At 43.6% G+C, this 15,298-nt stretch carries 23 protein-coding genes; all 23 read left to right on the forward strand.

Annotation, left to right across the window (positions count from 1 at the left end; all coding sequences use genetic code 11):
* Window positions 1-43 precede the first annotated feature (43 nt).
* The 23 genes from GBH70_RS07450 to GBH70_RS07560 all read left to right on the forward strand — a co-directional run bounded on the left by GBH70_RS07450 (window position 44) and on the right by GBH70_RS07560 (window position 15,280).
* Complete coding sequence (locus GBH70_RS07450) at window positions 44-277, forward strand: hypothetical protein (protein ID WP_151680452.1); 234 nt, start codon at window positions 44-46, stop codon at window positions 275-277.
* A 1-nt stretch (window position 278) separates the two neighbouring features.
* Entirely contained in the window at window positions 279-1,232 is a 954-nt protein-coding gene (locus GBH70_RS07455) for a hypothetical protein (RefSeq protein ID WP_151680453.1), read from the forward strand.
* Window positions 1,229-1,912 (forward strand): Csf3-related protein, encoded by a 684-nt coding sequence (locus GBH70_RS07460; protein WP_151680454.1) that lies wholly within the window; start codon window positions 1,229-1,231, stop codon window positions 1,910-1,912. Before GBH70_RS07455 ends, GBH70_RS07460 begins: the two co-directional genes overlap by 4 nt.
* Window positions 1,905-2,621, forward strand: coding sequence for a CRISPR system precrRNA processing endoribonuclease RAMP protein Cas6 (gene cas6 / locus GBH70_RS07465; RefSeq protein ID WP_151680455.1), 717 nt, complete (start codon window positions 1,905-1,907; stop codon window positions 2,619-2,621). Before GBH70_RS07460 ends, cas6 begins: the two co-directional genes overlap by 8 nt.
* Window positions 2,566-3,339: a phosphoadenosine phosphosulfate reductase family protein gene (locus GBH70_RS07470; RefSeq protein ID WP_253693604.1), complete on the forward strand. Its 774-nt coding sequence runs from the start codon at window positions 2,566-2,568 to the stop codon at window positions 3,337-3,339. Before cas6 ends, GBH70_RS07470 begins: the two co-directional genes overlap by 56 nt.
* Window positions 3,340-3,918: 579 nt before the next feature.
* Complete coding sequence (locus GBH70_RS07475) at window positions 3,919-4,362, forward strand: LuxR C-terminal-related transcriptional regulator (protein ID WP_151680457.1); 444 nt, start codon at window positions 3,919-3,921, stop codon at window positions 4,360-4,362.
* A gap of 262 nt (window positions 4,363-4,624) precedes the next feature.
* Entirely contained in the window at window positions 4,625-4,828 is a 204-nt protein-coding gene (locus GBH70_RS07480; RefSeq protein ID WP_046721464.1) for a hypothetical protein, read from the forward strand.
* A 73-nt stretch (window positions 4,829-4,901) separates the two neighbouring features.
* On the forward strand, window positions 4,902-5,657 hold the full coding sequence (gene terS / locus GBH70_RS07485) for a phage terminase small subunit (RefSeq protein ID WP_151680458.1): 756 nt from the start codon (window positions 4,902-4,904) through the stop codon (window positions 5,655-5,657).
* Complete coding sequence (locus GBH70_RS07490) at window positions 5,647-6,918, forward strand: PBSX family phage terminase large subunit (RefSeq protein WP_151680459.1); 1,272 nt, start codon at window positions 5,647-5,649, stop codon at window positions 6,916-6,918. The genes terS and GBH70_RS07490 overlap by 11 nt, the downstream gene beginning before the upstream one ends.
* 19 nt (window positions 6,919-6,937) lie before the next feature.
* Window positions 6,938-8,479 carry a phage portal protein gene (locus tag GBH70_RS07495; RefSeq protein ID WP_151680460.1) on the forward strand — a complete coding sequence of 514 codons (1,542 nt, stop codon included), beginning with the start codon at window positions 6,938-6,940 and terminating at the stop codon, window positions 8,477-8,479.
* 3 nt (window positions 8,480-8,482) lie between these two features.
* On the forward strand, window positions 8,483-9,592 hold the full coding sequence (locus tag GBH70_RS07500; RefSeq protein ID WP_151680461.1) for a phage minor capsid protein: 1,110 nt from the start codon (window positions 8,483-8,485) through the stop codon (window positions 9,590-9,592).
* Between the two features lie 6 nt (window positions 9,593-9,598).
* Window positions 9,599-9,847, forward strand: coding sequence for a hypothetical protein (locus GBH70_RS07505; RefSeq protein ID WP_151680462.1), 249 nt, complete (start codon window positions 9,599-9,601; stop codon window positions 9,845-9,847).
* A gap of 65 nt (window positions 9,848-9,912) precedes the next feature.
* Window positions 9,913-10,170: a hypothetical protein gene (locus GBH70_RS07510; RefSeq protein ID WP_151680463.1), complete on the forward strand. Its 258-nt coding sequence runs from the start codon at window positions 9,913-9,915 to the stop codon at window positions 10,168-10,170.
* Window positions 10,171-10,220: 50 nt separating this feature from the next.
* A complete protein-coding gene (locus tag GBH70_RS07515) occupies window positions 10,221-10,886 on the forward strand; it encodes a hypothetical protein (RefSeq protein WP_151680464.1) in 666 nt (221 codons plus the stop codon).
* A gap of 22 nt (window positions 10,887-10,908) precedes the next feature.
* On the forward strand, window positions 10,909-11,817 hold the full coding sequence (locus tag GBH70_RS07520; protein WP_151680465.1) for a capsid protein: 909 nt from the start codon (window positions 10,909-10,911) through the stop codon (window positions 11,815-11,817).
* A gap of 53 nt (window positions 11,818-11,870) precedes the next feature.
* The gene (locus GBH70_RS07525; RefSeq protein WP_151680466.1) at window positions 11,871-12,098 is read left to right on the forward strand and encodes a hypothetical protein; all 228 of its coding nucleotides are present in this window, start codon (window positions 11,871-11,873) and stop codon (window positions 12,096-12,098) included.
* A gap of 2 nt (window positions 12,099-12,100) precedes the next feature.
* The gene (locus tag GBH70_RS07530; RefSeq protein WP_151680467.1) at window positions 12,101-12,538 is read left to right on the forward strand and encodes a head-tail connector protein; all 438 of its coding nucleotides are present in this window, start codon (window positions 12,101-12,103) and stop codon (window positions 12,536-12,538) included.
* 19 nt (window positions 12,539-12,557) lie between these two features.
* Window positions 12,558-12,893: a putative minor capsid protein gene (locus tag GBH70_RS07535; RefSeq protein ID WP_172968290.1), complete on the forward strand. Its 336-nt coding sequence runs from the start codon at window positions 12,558-12,560 to the stop codon at window positions 12,891-12,893.
* A 5-nt stretch (window positions 12,894-12,898) separates the two neighbouring features.
* Window positions 12,899-13,252: a minor capsid protein gene (locus GBH70_RS07540; protein WP_046721454.1), complete on the forward strand. Its 354-nt coding sequence runs from the start codon at window positions 12,899-12,901 to the stop codon at window positions 13,250-13,252.
* Window positions 13,239-13,667 carry a hypothetical protein gene (locus GBH70_RS07545; protein ID WP_046721453.1) on the forward strand — a complete coding sequence of 143 codons (429 nt, stop codon included), beginning with the start codon at window positions 13,239-13,241 and terminating at the stop codon, window positions 13,665-13,667. The genes GBH70_RS07540 and GBH70_RS07545 overlap by 14 nt, the downstream gene beginning before the upstream one ends.
* A 5-nt stretch (window positions 13,668-13,672) precedes the next feature.
* Window positions 13,673-14,152: a phage tail tube protein gene (locus GBH70_RS07550; RefSeq protein ID WP_151680469.1), complete on the forward strand. Its 480-nt coding sequence runs from the start codon at window positions 13,673-13,675 to the stop codon at window positions 14,150-14,152.
* Between the two features lie 75 nt (window positions 14,153-14,227).
* Window positions 14,228-14,656: a hypothetical protein gene (locus GBH70_RS07555; protein WP_151680470.1), complete on the forward strand. Its 429-nt coding sequence runs from the start codon at window positions 14,228-14,230 to the stop codon at window positions 14,654-14,656.
* Window positions 14,657-14,662: 6 nt separating this feature from the next.
* Entirely contained in the window at window positions 14,663-15,280 is a 618-nt protein-coding gene (locus GBH70_RS07560) for a Gp15 family bacteriophage protein (protein ID WP_151680471.1), read from the forward strand.
* Window positions 15,281-15,298: the final 18 nt, after the last annotated feature.

The raw sequence follows: 15,298 nt of genomic DNA on the forward strand, positions 1-15,298 counted from the left end.
TGAAACGATTAACCCGAAATGGTGTGACAGTGGCAGCAAGGTCATGACTGCCATACAGGACGAGCTTGGGAACATCATCGTAACTGGAAATGAAGCAAACGGAACGAACCGGCAGTTTTTGACTGAGGTCATGGAAAGTGGGAAAGATCAGGATATCCTGTATGAATTGTACAAAGAAACGGCCCGAGTGATCATGCTGGTGCGTGATCGACTTGAAAGGGAGAAACCAATTGAACACAAATTAGAAGAAATTATCGAAAACGAGGGGGAAAACTAAGATGAACCATTACAGAATTGAAACCATTTATACACTACTGCAACCGTTAAGCCATATCGGAGAAAGCGAATCGACGCAAAGTTTTTTGAACACAACTACGGTCGTGAATGACGGCGTCCCGGAAGAAGTGTTCGTTTATACGGGAAACGCCCTGCGTGGCATGTTACGCGATTGTGGGGCGCGTTACCTGCTCAATAAGCTGGATATTCGAGTGCCGTTAAAAGCATTCCACTTGTTATTCAGTGGAGGCTCAATCGGCGGAGCACAGTCGTTAGATATTGACCAAGCAAGGGTGATTCGTAAAGCACTGCCATTTGTATCACTATTTGGCGGCGGTGTTGGAAATCAAATTTTAGATGGAAAGCTGAAACAAACTTTTGTTTATCCAATATGCAGAGAGACAAATAATATCATTCCGAGCTATATTGAAAAGTCTGACTATAGTTGGAGGCATTTTACAAATGTGATTGAGTTTTCGAGGAAAGATGATGAAAAGAACGTGAACCTTGCAGAACAATTTTTGATCAATAATGAGGAAATACAGCTGATCGAAGGCGAAAACAAAAAGAAGAAAGAAAAAGACGGACCGGCAACTCAAATGCGATACGGAGTTGAATATTTAGCGGCCGGTACGAAACTCTGGCACCGTTGGGATATCATCTGTAATGAACTGGAACTCGGGGCGTTTGTTTCCTGTCTGCATGAATGGCAAAAGCAGCCTTATCTCGGCGGGATGAGCGGTAAGGGCTTTGGATTGGTCGCTGCTGAGATGGACCTGGTAAAAGAGGATGGACGCGAATCATTCGCGCAAATCGGACAAGAGTTTATCAAACTGGGAACGACCGCAGAGCAGGCGAAAAAAGCATATGATGAACATCTGAAAGAAATGTATGACAGTTATCTGATTGATAACAAGGAGGAATTCACCAAACTTTTGGCAGGTGAGGTGAAATGAAAAACCTGAAGATCACGGCCCGTCTTTTGGACGGGCGCGTGAACTCTAACGATGGCATTTTTAATTTGGACAGTATCCTTGCTTATGCGTGGATGCTCGAAAACTACCCGGATGACCTGCAGAATAACAATTTGCGGCCAGATAACCTGATTGAACCTGAATTGCCACTGGCAAAAGATGAAAACGGCCGGTGGAAGACGTCTGTTGGCTTTTATGTACAACATGCTGAAATAGTGGAGCATTGGCATAAAAAAATAAATGACTTTGATGCGGCTTATTATGTTGATTTTGGAGGAAAACGAGGCAAGATAAACGGAACATCCGGGGAGTTTAAAGCCTATCGGATGCCACAGCTGATACGTATCATAAGCGATATTGAATTTTACGCAGTCGGAGATCCTGATGAAATCAAGCGGCTGCTTAGATATGTTACGAATATTGGCAAGAAAGCATCGCAGGGATATGGATATGTGCGAGAATGGGAGATTGAAGAAGTAGAAAATGACTATACAGATATTGGGCCCTATGGAATCATGCGGGTACGTCCATTTACAGGCGAATTTCCGGATGATGGGCAATCCTATCAGATTAAGAAAATGCGTTTAAAACCGCCATATCATTTACACGTCGATCGTGTACCATGCATAATCCCGAATGTAAGGAGAGATCATCTTGCTTAAAGTCAGACTGCCTATAGAATTTGATGATGGGAAAGCTATGTATGATGCTGTGCTGGCGATCATACATAAACAGTCGCCGGTGCTTGCGAAAATGATCCATGATAATCGTGAATACAATCCGTTCAGCGTTGAGCTTCCAAACATGGTTAACGTGCTTGGATTAGAAATTGAACCATTTTTTAGAAATCTGAATGGTATCGAAATTTTGCGTGATGTTTCATATAAAGATTTGTTAAATAAGAAATATGACAATATGACAATTTTCGTACAGTTTAACAATACGACGTTTTCCCGAAAAGGATATGATACACCGATCCCAGATCCAAATCATATTTTACAGAGTTTGAAAGACAGGTGGAACCAGCTTTTTCCAGATAAAATCGATATTAAAATCCCTTTTCACGGCGAAAATACCAGGGAATATACGGTGATCAAGTTTATTAATATCCATTCTACCACGGTTCGTGTTAGTGATTATCGTCCTTACACGGCATTTTACGGAAAGGTAAGATTTAAATTTTACGGTGATGCTGACTATGTACAGAAAGCAAACGTCCTTTTCCGGTTTGCAGAATTTTCCGGGGTGGGAATAAAACGGCAAATGGGTATGGGTGTCACGAAAATTTTAGCAGAGGGGGACATGAAAATTGGAGATGACGGAAGCAGAACGGGAAACTTACATGCTGCATGCAATGCTACCGGGATTTAAAAGAAAAGTGTCGAAAAGTTTAGAAATTATTAGACAAGCGCTTGCAATAGAAGGCGTTAAGTGGTCCGCGTCCGTTAGTTTTGGTAAAGATAGCCTTGTAATGCTCGATTTGATAAGTCAAGTGATGGACGAAATACCCGTTTATTTCATGGACAGCGATTATAAACTCCCAGAAATATATGAAACTATTGAAAAAGCACATGAAAAATATAAAATAAATATAAGTAGGTCATTTTTTGCGGACCGAAGGCCGATGAAAGAAGTCTGGGACAAGTTTGGAATACCTGGCATTAACAGGACTACGAACATGCAAAATAAGGCCTTGAAAGTATTGAAGAAAGATGTTTCAGACCGTTGGGCAAAAGAACATGGCTATAACGGAATCTTTTGGGGTATCCGCAAACAAGAATCAGCTCAAAGGAAATGGATGGTCACATCTTTTGGTGTGACATTTGAGAACAAGCAGGGATTTTACCGATGTGCGCCCCTTGCCTACTGGGATGCAAAAGACGTATGGGCTTATATCGTATCTCGAAATTTGGATTATCCTAAATTATATGATTATCAAAAATACCAAACACGCGACTGGATCCGTAACACTGGTTGGGCGACGACAGACGGGGCTGAACGTGGCCGTATTATCTGGTTGCGGGAATTCTATCCAAACTATTACGATGAGTTGCGGTGGATGCTACCGAAAATAGATGAATATGTCTGAGGGAAGAACGGCAAGGTGCTGGACATAGATAGAAGCCAGCGATTGAGGATTGAAGGACAGGAGGTTATTTGATAGTAGAAACCTATTCGTTAGTCGGGAATTTACGACTTTGGAGTGTTACACCAAATGTAAGTAGCGTTCTGTTTAATAGATAGACGTGAAAGCAGACACGATGAAGAAGTAAGGAAACATAAAAGTTGTAAAAAAATTATAACTTTTTATAAGTTTTCTGTAACGGTATGAGCAAAAATATATATCTATGTGGTGAATGTAAAAAAGATTTTTATGATTTTGCTTAGTTCGCATTCCGTAGAAACAATTAAATAAATAAGTCCTTACGGAAGAACCGACGGACACTAAATGATGCATAAGCGTTGTTTGGTGTCCTTTTTTATTTGTCAGAAAGGAGATGATGAAATGACTAAAACATCGAAAAAAGACCACCGTATGAAGGCGAGAAAGGGCAAATCAGAGCACTTTACAAGACGTGAGATAGAAGAGCTTATGGGGATTAATCGACCTGTATATGAGCGCCGTAGAGGGGCAATCAAACGAAAAAATTAGTTCGGGGTGATTGATATGAACAAAAAAGAGATTGCTAGTATCTTACGTGACTATCACTGGATGATAAATGAAATCAAACGGCAGCGCAAAATGCTGGAAAATGAGGTTAGAAGCAGTATGACATCTCAATATGGTGAAGAAGCTGCCATGCCAAAACCAAAAGGAACAAATAGCGACCCAGTTTATCGAGAAATCCTACGCCGTGAGAAAACACATCAATGGATTAACCGGCTTCAGAAGAAAGTGCTATTTATTCAAGAACATGTAGACTGTGTGCGAGGAGAACGCGAACGTGCCGTGCTGGAGTGCCTGCTGGACGGTATGAGTGTCATTGCCATCAGCCGGCATATGGGACTGTCCGAACGAAATATCCGCCTTATACGGGAAAATATTGTTGATGCTATGTACGAAAATGCCGGAAATGCCGGTTTTGCCGGAAATGCCGGTTTTGCCGGATAGATGCGCCGTAATAAAAAATATGTGTAAAATGGAAGGCAGGACCGGAGAGGAAAAATCCGGGGCGTGAGAAATTTCACAAAAACCACAATTCACCTTGCGGTGATTAATTCAGGGTTAGGGGTTATCCAGGACGAGCTTCTTAATTCGAGACGGGGTAGCAGAAATACGGGCCCGGGTGAAAACCTTGTCGATTTTGAGGCTTATTTTATTGCAGGAATTTGCCTTCTTTTGTCGAAGTTATTGACGAAGGGAGGCAAATGAAATGAAGGTTTATGAACTAATCAAGGAATTAGAAAACTATCCACATCAAGATGCAGAGATTGGCGTGAATTTCCAAATAACATTAACACAATCTGATAAAATAATTTCCAATATCACTAAAGTAAACGGCATCTTGAAACCTTTAAACAAAAATGATAATACGACGGTATTATTAGACACAGAAGAAATCAGAGAAAACATTTAAGCATCCTTCGGGGTGCTTTTTATTTTGCTCCAAAACAAACACAAATAGTCGGAGGTGGCAGGTGATGTAGCAGGTGACGGACAAATACATTCAAGCTGAAAAAGATTATGTCAAAGGCATGAAATACAAGGACATTGCTGAAAAATATGGCGTGTCTTTAAATACGGTCAAGTCATGGAAAAAGCGTTATGGTTGGACGCGTGAAAAGGGTGCACACAAAGAAAAAAGTGTGCACACAAAAAATAAAAGGGGCGCACCTGTCGGGAATATAAATGCAAAAGGAAATAAAGGCGGTGCGGCTCCAAAAGGAAACCAAAACGCTGTCACTCACGGTTTCTTCTCCAAATATCTGCCACAGGAATCACTGGACATTCTGGAAGAGATTCAAGAGCGTTCTCCCGTCGACATGCTCTGGGATCAGATAATGATTCAGTATGCTGCTATTATACGAGCGCAGAAAATAATGTTCGTTGAATCAAAAGATGAAATGATCAAGGAGATTAAGAAAACCAAGTCAGATATCGGGGAGAATTACGAGACGAACGAAGAAGAGTGGGAATTTCAATTCGCTTGGGATCGCCAGGCGACTTTTCTTAACGCCCAATCTCGGGCCATGTCAGAACTGCGAAGCTTGATCAAGCAGTTTAATGAACTGGCACACGAAGATGACGAGCGTAGGTTGAAACTAAAACAAATGCAGAATGCCATTGAGAAAACGAAAGCTGAAACCGAACTGGCACAGGAACGGGTCAAGCTGCTTAAAGGAGAAAAGAAAGATACTTCGTTGTTGGATGCGCTTATTCAAGTGGTGAACGAAGATGGAGATTAGGTTTTCCGAGAAGCAAAAGAAAATCATTCGGGCTCCATTTGATGTGACACTCGAGGTAAATGAAGGGACTCCGAGATCGGGGAAGACGACTGCAGGCCATTTTCGCTATGCCTACTATCTTGCGAATACGCCTGACCAAAACCATCTGATTACTGCTTATAATCAGGAACAAGCATTTCGTCTGTTCATTGACGGAGATGGAACAGGCCTGATGCACATTTTTGGCAATTTGGCTGAAATTAAGCATGACGAATTAGGCGATCATTTGCTTATCCATACGCCAACAGGAGTGAAAAAGGTTTACTACAAAGGCGGTGGCAAAGCAAATAGTGTCGGAGCCATTACCGGTATGTCACTGGGATCAGTTGTTTTTTGTGAAATCAATTTGCTCCACATGGACATGATACAGGAATGTTTCCGCCGGACGTTCGCGGCAAAGATGCGTTATCATCTGGCAGACTTAAACCCACCGGCGCCAAATCATCCGGTGATCAAAGAAGTGTTTGATGTACAAAAAACACGATGGACACATTGGACGATAAATGACAATCCGATATTCACCGAAGCGCGGAAACGGGAGATTTACGACACGCTGAAAAACAGTCCGTATCTGCTGGACCGTGACTGGTATGGGAAACGTGTATTGCCGGAAGGCGTCATATACAGCATGTTCGACATGGAGAAGAACGTCACACAAACATTGCTGGGCAAACCATATGAAATGTATTTTGTTGCTGACGGTGGGCAGAGTGACGCAACATCTTGCAGCTGCAATATTGTCACGCGGTATAACGGAACATTTCGGCTGAACCGTGTGGCCCATTACTACCATTCCGGAAAAGAAACCGGCCAGGTGAAGGCCATGTCCGTTTATGCTAAGGAAATTAAAGAGTTTATCCAATGGTGCGTAGATAAATATCAAATGCGATATACCGAGTGCTTTGTGGACCCGGCCTGTAAGTCTTTACGGGAAGAATTGCATCTGCTCGGTATTTATACACGGGGCGCAGATAATAATGCTCATGATATCAAAGGTAGCAGCAAAGGAATCGAAGTAGGCATTGAGAGAACGCAAAACGCTATGTCAAACGGTCAGTTTTTCCTTGTTGAAAACGAAAAATACGATCACTACAATTTCATAAAAGAGATCGGCATGTATTCGAGAGATGCAAACGGAAAGCCGATAGATGATTTTAACCACGCCATGGACGAACTGCGCTATGGCGTCAACTATTTTTATAAGCGATACAAAGGACTTTAAATACTAAGGCGGTGATGCCATGTTTCAAAACATCTTAGCACGCCTGAAAGGACTGTTTGCAAAAATGGGCCTGATCAAAGAAATCAGCAATGTTTCACAACTGGCTGCCGTCCAGGAATCAGAGCGGCAATACAACCGAATAGAGATATGGAGATACCTTTATCACGGCCATTTGGCGCAATACTATGGCGTTCCGTTTCATGAAACCCATTGGACAAGTGTGGACGGTGTTAGGCATAAACGGCGCCGGGCAACGATGGGTATGCCGAAGGTTGTCAGTCAGGAAATGGCAAAACTGGTTTTTAATGAGAAATGCGTGATTAACATTTCGTGCGAAGGCAATGAGGCAGTTGAGGAAATGCTGCAGGATATCTTGAAACGCAGCCATTTCCACAAGCTGTTTCAGGACAAGCTCGAGGCCATGTTCGCGATGGGTGGACTCGTAATCAAGCCTTATTACAAAGACGATGGTCTGCACTTTTCTTTTGTGACAGCCGACTGTTTCTTGCCTGTCCAAAGCACCAATGACCACATCGAGGCTGGAGTATTCCTCAACGTGACACGCCGCGGAAAGAAATTCTACACGCTGCTGGAATGGCATACGTGGGATGACGACGGAACGTACGTGATCACGAATGAACTGTATGAAAGCGACACAGAAGGCGCGCTCGGCCATAAGGTGCCATTGACAATCCTCTACCCGGATATTGAGCCGGAAACACGAATTGACGGGCTTACGCATCCGTTGTTCGTGTATATCAAGCCGAATCTAGCAAACAACTTTGAACTGGATTCGCCACTCGGCATTTCCATTTTTGCCAATGCGATAGACACGCTGAAATCCATTGACGTGGCCTTTGACAGCTTCCAACGTGAATTTATCCTTGGCAAAAAGCGCATCATGGTACCACAACAGGCTTTGCGTACGGTTGTCGATCCGTCCACAGGTGAAGTTCGGCGCTACTTTGATGTAGAGGACGAAGTGTTCAAGGCTTACGCCGACACAGACAATGAGGACAAAATTCAGGACATTTCCGTTGAATTGCGTGTACAAGAACACATTGACGCCATTAACGCACTGCTAAACATTCTAGCTTCACAGATCGGCTTTTCGGCCGGCACGTTTGCTTTTACAGGCGGCGCAAGCGTTCAAACCGCAACGCAAGTCATCAGCGAGAACAGCCAAACATTTCGAACAAAGAACTCTCATGAAACCGTTATTGAGGCTGGTCTGAAAGAACTAATTCATGTCATGGCCGAAATGTTGGTACTTTACGGCGAGTTAGACAGCATACCAGAAATCGATGTGACGGTTGACTTTGACGACTCCATTGCTGAGGACCGCATCCAGAACGCGAATTTCTACATGACACTAGTCGCAGCCGAACTCATGCCAAAAGTTGAAGCCATTCAACGCATATTTGATTTAACAGAGGAGCAGGCACAAGAGTGGCTGGACAGAATCAAACAGGAAAATAGTCAGCCGGTGCCACAGATGATGGATAGCTTTTTGAGCACGGCTGAAACAAGTATCCGAAACGTAAACAGGACGGGGAGATAATCTATGCTAACCCCAAACCAACTGGAACAGCTGGCAAAGCCCCTGATTGACATTTACGGTCAACTGGAATCAGACATCATCAAAGCCATCGTGAAGCGTCTGGAGACAAAACAGGACGTGAAAAAAGACAATGTACTGCAATGGCAGTTCGAGAAGCTACGGCAGCTTGGTGACTTGAATAAAGATGTAATCAAACTTATTGCCATGATGTCCGGGAAAACGGAAAAGGAACTTGATACACTGATAAAAGAGAGCATGAAACAAAGCGTGCAGCCGATGGATGATTGGTTGAGCGGACTGGCGGCAGACGGGAAGGTTGACCAGGCACCGCCGCTTGACCAGGACACGCGCATTTTCAATACGCTACTGACGTTTCAAAATCAAGCGAAACAAACGCTGAACTTAACAAATTCTACTATCCTAGCGAACAGCCATCAAGTTTATCGGGATATCATCTCACAGGCGACGGCAAGTGTTATGGCCGGGATGAAAACGCACCAACAGGCGGTGGCAGATACAGCGGCTAAATGGGCGGAGAAAGGCATTCCAGCGCTTGTCGATAGAAAAGGGAGACAATGGTCAATTGAGGGCTATATCCCAATGGTGATTAAATCCGTGGCGAATAATGTGGCAAATCAAACGCAATTCGACCGTATGGACAGCTACGGTGTGGACTTAATCGAAATCAGTAGCCATATCGGAGCTCGTCCGGGATGTGCTCCATATCAAGGCCGGATATTCGACCGTAACGGTAAAAGCAAAAAGTATCCATCATTGGAGAGTACGACATACGGACAGCCGGCCGGCATATTTGGAATTAACTGCCATCATCACCCATACCCGTACATCCCCGGTGTAAGCGTGAAGCGGTACGAACCGTACCCAAAAGAGGAAAACGACAAAGCCTATGAGCAAAGTCAGCAACAACGGAAGCTGGAACGGGATATCCGAAAAGCGAAGAACAAACTCAATGTCATGAAGAAACTTGGTAGAGAAGATGATATTGCAGCGGCCAGAAAGAAAGTACGCGAAAAGCAGGCAAACATGCGGGCGTTTATTAACGAAACCGGCATGACGCGGCGGTATGACCGGGAACAAATAGCGAAAGGATGACAAATAATGTCTAAATATCGTAAGAAGTCAGTTGTGATTGAAGCAGTGAAGTGGGCAGGTGAAAACTGGAAAGAAATTGACGAATTCATCACCACTTATCATGAAACCTATCCAAAAGATGGTGTAATTATGATCGATACTTTAGAAGGAACACATATAGCTAATGTTGGAGATTATATCATTAAGGGCGTGCAAGGTGAGTTCTACCCATGCAAGCCGGATATTTTCGAGCAATCCTACGAGACAACCGAATAGAAGGAGGTGATCCAACATCTCGGAGCCACGCCGTTATGTGGCATTTTAATCTAGGAGGGAATCGTATGATGAATGCACTAATTCCGGATTGTTGTGAACAATGTGAAGGAAAATACCCGGACGGAAGCTATGTCGTACCAAACAGCAATAATGTCCCGGGTAGAATAGGAAAACCGGCACAGGTTTTAGCCTGCTGCAATGGTTGCTTTTATATCCTTGATTTTGGAGACGGTAAAGGACCGTGTAAATGGTTCTGTGAAGATGAACTAGAACCTGTAAAAAATATGGGCAATTTGGTCACAATGAATAGCCAGATGAATTAATTAAATCGCCAATAGGCGGCTTTTTTATTGCCTAGAAAGGAGCGAAATACATGTTTAACCTTTTGCGATTAGACTTGCAATTTCATGCTGCGGACACCGGAGCAGACGGCGGCAGTGCACCGGGTGATACCGGGCAAGGGGGTGATCAACAAACACAGACGCAGCAAACCCAGCAGACACCATCGGCTCAACCACAGCAAACACAAACGCCGCCTGCACAGCCACCGCAGCCTGAGCCACCAAAAGTGGACACAAAGGAGATCCGCAACAAGGCTCAGGCAGACCTTTTGAAAAAGCTTGGCTTTGAAAATGTGGATGCCCTGCAGGAAGTGCTGACTAAGTACAAAGAGATTGAGGATTCGCAGAAGACCGAGTTTCAAAAGCAAGCTGAAAAGCTGCAGGAATTGGAAACGAATTTTTCGTCCGTCTCGGAAGAAAATGCCACTTTGAAAGCCCAGATCAGCGCCATGAAAGCAGGGGTGAAGGCGGATGCCGTGGAGGATGTTGTCGTACTCGCCAAACAGCTTATTTCTGATGATGTGGACATGGATGCCGCCATAAAGCAGGTGCTCGAAAAATACCCGCAATTTGGGCAAGAAGCACCGGCACAGCCGCAAGAAACACAACAACCTAAGCCACAGTTTACACAAGGCCAGCACAATCCCAGCCCACAGCAAACTGAGCTGGAAAAGTGGCTTGCGGCATTTAAAAAATAAAATTTTAGGAGAGTGATAGAGAATGGCATCAGTAAACTATGCCGAACTGTATTTACAGGCACTTCAACAAAGATTCGTTAATGCCCTTATGTTTAATGACCTTTACAATACGCCAAACAATGACAATATCAAATGGATTAATGCGAAAACCGTCCAAATCCCTCATATCGTAGTTGGCGGCTACACGGATGTTGACCGGGAAGTGGTCGGAAACTTCACGCGCCGGGCCGACAATGCATGGGAAAATAAAACACTGGAACATGACCGTGAATTCCGCACTCTCGTTGATCCATCAGATATCGACGAAGCGAATCTGGCGCTTAGCATTGCCAATATTACCAGAGTTTTCAACGATGAACAGAAAATACCTGAACTTGATAAGTATATGGCATCCAAGCTTTATACGGAATTCACAAACTATGGTGGCACTGCATTAACAGACGCAATTACGGAAGAAAACGTTTTGCAAATGTATGATGAACTGATGTATGAAATGGACGAAGCAGAAGTACCACAAAACGGGCGTATTCTGTATGTAACGCCTACTATTAGCAAACTGCTTAAAAATGCAGAAAAAATTACACGTTTTACGCAGGTTACGGATGGTTCCGGTGCTGTTAACCGTAATGTTCGTAGTTTGGATGAAGTTAAAATTGTAACGGTTCCGTCTTCCCGGATGAAAACTGTTTACAACTTCACGGATGGCGCGGTTGCGGATTCGTCGGCCCTGCAAATTAATATGATTTTGGTGCATCCGTTATCGGTCATCACGCCGATGAAATATGAATTCGTAAGCTTGAGTGAGCCGAGCGCAGTAACAGGCGGCAAATACCTGTACTACGAACGTGCTTACTGGGATGTATTCATCTTGGAGCAAAAAGCGCCGGGCGTTAAATTTGCCGTCACGCCAGCACAAACACAACAGGCATGATATTAATAAGAGGGGCTTAATGGCTCCTCTTTTACTGTAAAGGAGGTTTAGCAATGGCTGAAGTGAAAGTGAGAAAAGGGAATCGAGTCCTAAACGTGCCAGATACACGGCTGGATAGATTTCTACAGCAAGGTTATGACCAAATAGATGAAGCAGGAAATATCATTAAGCGGGCGACCGGCGGACGCATGGTATCACTTGCTGAATACAACAAGCTACTGGACCGTATTGCAGAATTGGAAGCAAATCAAAAGGGCTCAAAGTCCAAAAAGAGTGAATGACGATGAAATACATCGACAAGGACTTTTACACGAACGAATACGGCGGTACGCCAATCCAAGACGATAAATTTGAGCAGATAGCAAACGCGGCGGAACGTGCGATCGACCAAGCAACCTTTTTCCGCCTGAGCGAAAAGGATTTCGCAAAGTTCGTTCCGCGGATTCAATGGCTTGTAAAAATGGCAATATCCGCGCAGATGGAGTATTTTTATGAACTAGGCAGCCACACGGAAGCGGGCATGCAGACGGTACAAAGTGCATCAATCGGCGGGTTTAGCTTTACGAATCCGCAGAAGGACAATAAGAAAAACTTATTGCGGTCCGATGTTGCAATGGAATATCTTGCGCAAACAGGGCTGATGTACAACGGCGTGGACGTGCGTGAAACGTCGTTTATTCCCTTTGTGGGACCGTTCAGGGGTGATTACTATCTTTATTAGACCGATTCCACCTATTATGATGCCGCACACCGTACAGCTACATTCTTACACAGGTAGCAGCCGATATGGTGATTCATACGCGGATCCGGTCACGATCACACATGTTCGTGTTGTGCCAAAGTCTCAGCTAAAATTCGGAGCCAACGCTGAAACAATCGACTTTATATCTATGCTGTATATCGATGTAAACACGTCAAATCAAGTCGTGAATGGCATAGAACAGGATTTGAAAATTGTCCCGAAAGAAAAAGACAAGGTGACGTATGACGGCAAGGATTACATCATCAGTAACGCGAATGAGCTACTGGCCGGAAATGAAGTCCATCATTATGAGTGCGAACTGAACGGGATGTGAACAGAATGATTAGCGTACAAGTCGATATCGGGAATATCCCTAAAAAAATCGATAAAGCGATAGCATACGGGCTATACGTCACAAGCGAACAAGTGCGGAAAGATTGTAATTACTATATCCCAAAAGATCAAGGAACGTTGGAACGGTCATCTTTTCAGGCATCGGATTTGCAGCGTGGTGAAATTGTTTGGGATACGCCCTATGCGCGACGACTTTATTACCATCCAGAATACAATTTTTCTAAAGACAAAAACCCGCATGCTCGTGGCTTGTGGTTTGAAGAAGCAAAGGCAACACGTGGTAGTCAATGGAGAACCGTTGCACAGGAAGGAGTGAAACGGGGACTTGACAGAGAATAACGCAAACGAACTCGATTTTCAGGACTGTATGATTGACGCAATTGAAGCAAATTGCAATCTGTTTGCACCTATCGATGTTCCAATCATCAGGATCAACGAGGACGGCACAGGCAGTGGTATCGCCTTCATGTTAACACCGATTGGCGAGGAAACAAGATACATGGATGGTGGCCGTGACAGGATGTACGCTTTTCAAATTAGTGCTCGCAGCCCTGACCAGCTACAAGTTTTAAACACATTATTCAGTATCAATAGGTTCATAGATGGGCTAAAAAGCGGAGATATCCAAAGCAAAAATGGAACATTTGAGTTTATTAATGCCGTGGTGCGAAGCGTGCCGAATTTGGTGCAGGCCGACACTCACGGTTTTTTATATGTCTCAAATTTCGAAGCTGAACTTTTATTGAAGGAGTGATCTAAATGGCTTTTAATCTGAACTATAAGAACAAGTTCGAGATTGATACCAAAGGCAACCTGGATCCGAACCAAATCGACGGCGCAACTTTTGAACCATTGGCCGCCGGAATTTCAAGTGTAACACCATCACCGGGTGACACTACGGACAATACGGCCTATTACGATGGCGATGGCTTTGCCAACACAGATGTCACCGGGAAAAACTTTTCAATCGCATTCAGCGGCAACCGCGTAGAAGGGGATGCAGCCCAGGATTACGTTGCAAGCAAAGAATTCGCAATCGGCGACGACGTAAAAACATTACTTCGCTGGACCAAATCAGACGGCACAGTTTTAGTGGCGCAAATTACGATGAGCGCAATCACCACATCAGGTGGTAATGCAAACGCAAAACAAACATTTTCGTTCACGGCAAACATTAATGGCCTGCCAATAGTAACCGCGCCAACAGGCAGCGGAACAACAGAAACGACAGGGGCTTAATGAATAACACCATGGATGGCGATATTTCGCCATCCTATTTTTTAGCATAAAGGAGCATAAAGGGGAGAAATAATCATGATTAAAATTGACCTAAACGAAACAAAAAAAGATTTCAGAATAAAAGATAAAACATTCACCGCCAACTTTTCGGATGACACGTTGCGCCATTATTTCGAGATTGGCAAGGAAATAGACAAATTGGATAAGGATTTTGAAGAAAAATTTCCAGACATTGAGAATGAACGAGATTTTGGAAAAGTAGCACAGGCCGTTATTGAAGCATTGCCAGTCCGGGCGGAATCCTACCAAGAATTTTTTGATGAAACCTTTGGCGAAGGATCCGGGGCCGAAATTTACGAGATTTGTGGAGAAAGTACGCCAAACATGAAAAAAGTATTTGATGCAGTATGGAACGAGATTTTAAAACACATGGCGGGAATTGAAACGAAAGGAGAGACCACGGCCAAGAAATACATCAAGAATAAAAACATTCAAAGGCGATAGATAACCATGTTGAGCCTAAAACAGCCGTTAGAAAGCGAAATAGAAATAAATGGAAAAAGATATCAACTAGATTTATCTTTTGACAATGTTTTGCGGTGGTACGATTTGATGAATGACGACGAAGTAAACGAAATTGGAAAAATAAATTTTGCATACATGATGTTTGTCATTGATTGTCCAGACGTAGACATAGACACAAAAATTGCAACCGTAAAGGCCATTTCAGAATATATCCAAGGTGATGAAGAAACCGGAGAAAACGACGATTCAAACAATACAAAAGAGTATTTGAGCTTTGAAAAAGATGCAGATTATATCTTTGCATCATTCATGCAAGAATATGGGATTGACCTAATAGAGCAGCAGGGAAAGCTACGGTGGGAAAAATTTATTGCACTTTTTAACGGTATGAGATCCGAAACGAAAATTAATCAAATAATCGGGATCCGGGCCGCAGATTTGCCAACCGGTAACAGCCCGGCAGAAATTGCCGAGCGCAACCGACTAATTGAATTAAAAGACCTTTATGCACTAGATAAAGAAGCATCTGTATCATTGCAGGAAAAAGCAATGGACGATATGTTTGAACGACTAGTAAAAAGCGCACAGCAAAACAAGAAATGAAGGGGGTGAAATAGAAAA

This window comes from Weizmannia acidilactici, assembly GCF_008974225.1.
GTDB classification, from domain to species: domain Bacteria; phylum Bacillota; class Bacilli; order Bacillales; family Bacillaceae_C; genus Weizmannia; species Weizmannia acidilactici.

Excerpts from the sequence above, each read along its gene's own strand:
- GBH70_RS07450 (WP_151680452.1), top strand. The coding sequence starts at position 44 with ATGACTGCCATACAGGACGAGCTTGGGAACATCATCGTAACTGGAAAT.
- GBH70_RS07455 (WP_151680453.1), top strand. The coding sequence starts at position 279 with ATGAACCATTACAGAATTGAAACCATTTATACACTACTGCAACCGTTA.
- GBH70_RS07460 (WP_151680454.1), top strand. The coding sequence starts at position 1,229 with ATGAAAAACCTGAAGATCACGGCCCGTCTTTTGGACGGGCGCGTGAAC.
- GBH70_RS07470 (WP_253693604.1), top strand. The coding sequence starts at position 2,566 with ATGACGGAAGCAGAACGGGAAACTTACATGCTGCATGCAATGCTACCG.
- GBH70_RS07475 (WP_151680457.1), top strand. The coding sequence starts at position 3,919 with ATGAACAAAAAAGAGATTGCTAGTATCTTACGTGACTATCACTGGATG.
- GBH70_RS07480 (WP_046721464.1), top strand. The coding sequence starts at position 4,625 with ATGAAGGTTTATGAACTAATCAAGGAATTAGAAAACTATCCACATCAA.
- GBH70_RS07490 (WP_151680459.1), top strand. The coding sequence starts at position 5,647 with ATGGAGATTAGGTTTTCCGAGAAGCAAAAGAAAATCATTCGGGCTCCA.
- GBH70_RS07495 (WP_151680460.1), top strand. The coding sequence starts at position 6,938 with ATGTTTCAAAACATCTTAGCACGCCTGAAAGGACTGTTTGCAAAAATG.
- GBH70_RS07500 (WP_151680461.1), top strand. The coding sequence starts at position 8,483 with ATGCTAACCCCAAACCAACTGGAACAGCTGGCAAAGCCCCTGATTGAC.
- GBH70_RS07505 (WP_151680462.1), top strand. The coding sequence starts at position 9,599 with ATGTCTAAATATCGTAAGAAGTCAGTTGTGATTGAAGCAGTGAAGTGG.
- GBH70_RS07510 (WP_151680463.1), top strand. The coding sequence starts at position 9,913 with ATGATGAATGCACTAATTCCGGATTGTTGTGAACAATGTGAAGGAAAA.
- GBH70_RS07515 (WP_151680464.1), top strand. The coding sequence starts at position 10,221 with ATGTTTAACCTTTTGCGATTAGACTTGCAATTTCATGCTGCGGACACC.
- GBH70_RS07520 (WP_151680465.1), top strand. The coding sequence starts at position 10,909 with ATGGCATCAGTAAACTATGCCGAACTGTATTTACAGGCACTTCAACAA.
- GBH70_RS07525 (WP_151680466.1), top strand. The coding sequence starts at position 11,871 with ATGGCTGAAGTGAAAGTGAGAAAAGGGAATCGAGTCCTAAACGTGCCA.
- GBH70_RS07530 (WP_151680467.1), top strand. The coding sequence starts at position 12,101 with ATGAAATACATCGACAAGGACTTTTACACGAACGAATACGGCGGTACG.
- GBH70_RS07535 (WP_172968290.1), top strand. The coding sequence starts at position 12,558 with ATGCCGCACACCGTACAGCTACATTCTTACACAGGTAGCAGCCGATAT.
- GBH70_RS07540 (WP_046721454.1), top strand. The coding sequence starts at position 12,899 with ATGATTAGCGTACAAGTCGATATCGGGAATATCCCTAAAAAAATCGAT.
- GBH70_RS07550 (WP_151680469.1), top strand. The coding sequence starts at position 13,673 with ATGGCTTTTAATCTGAACTATAAGAACAAGTTCGAGATTGATACCAAA.
- GBH70_RS07555 (WP_151680470.1), top strand. The coding sequence starts at position 14,228 with ATGATTAAAATTGACCTAAACGAAACAAAAAAAGATTTCAGAATAAAA.
- GBH70_RS07560 (WP_151680471.1), top strand. The coding sequence starts at position 14,663 with ATGTTGAGCCTAAAACAGCCGTTAGAAAGCGAAATAGAAATAAATGGA.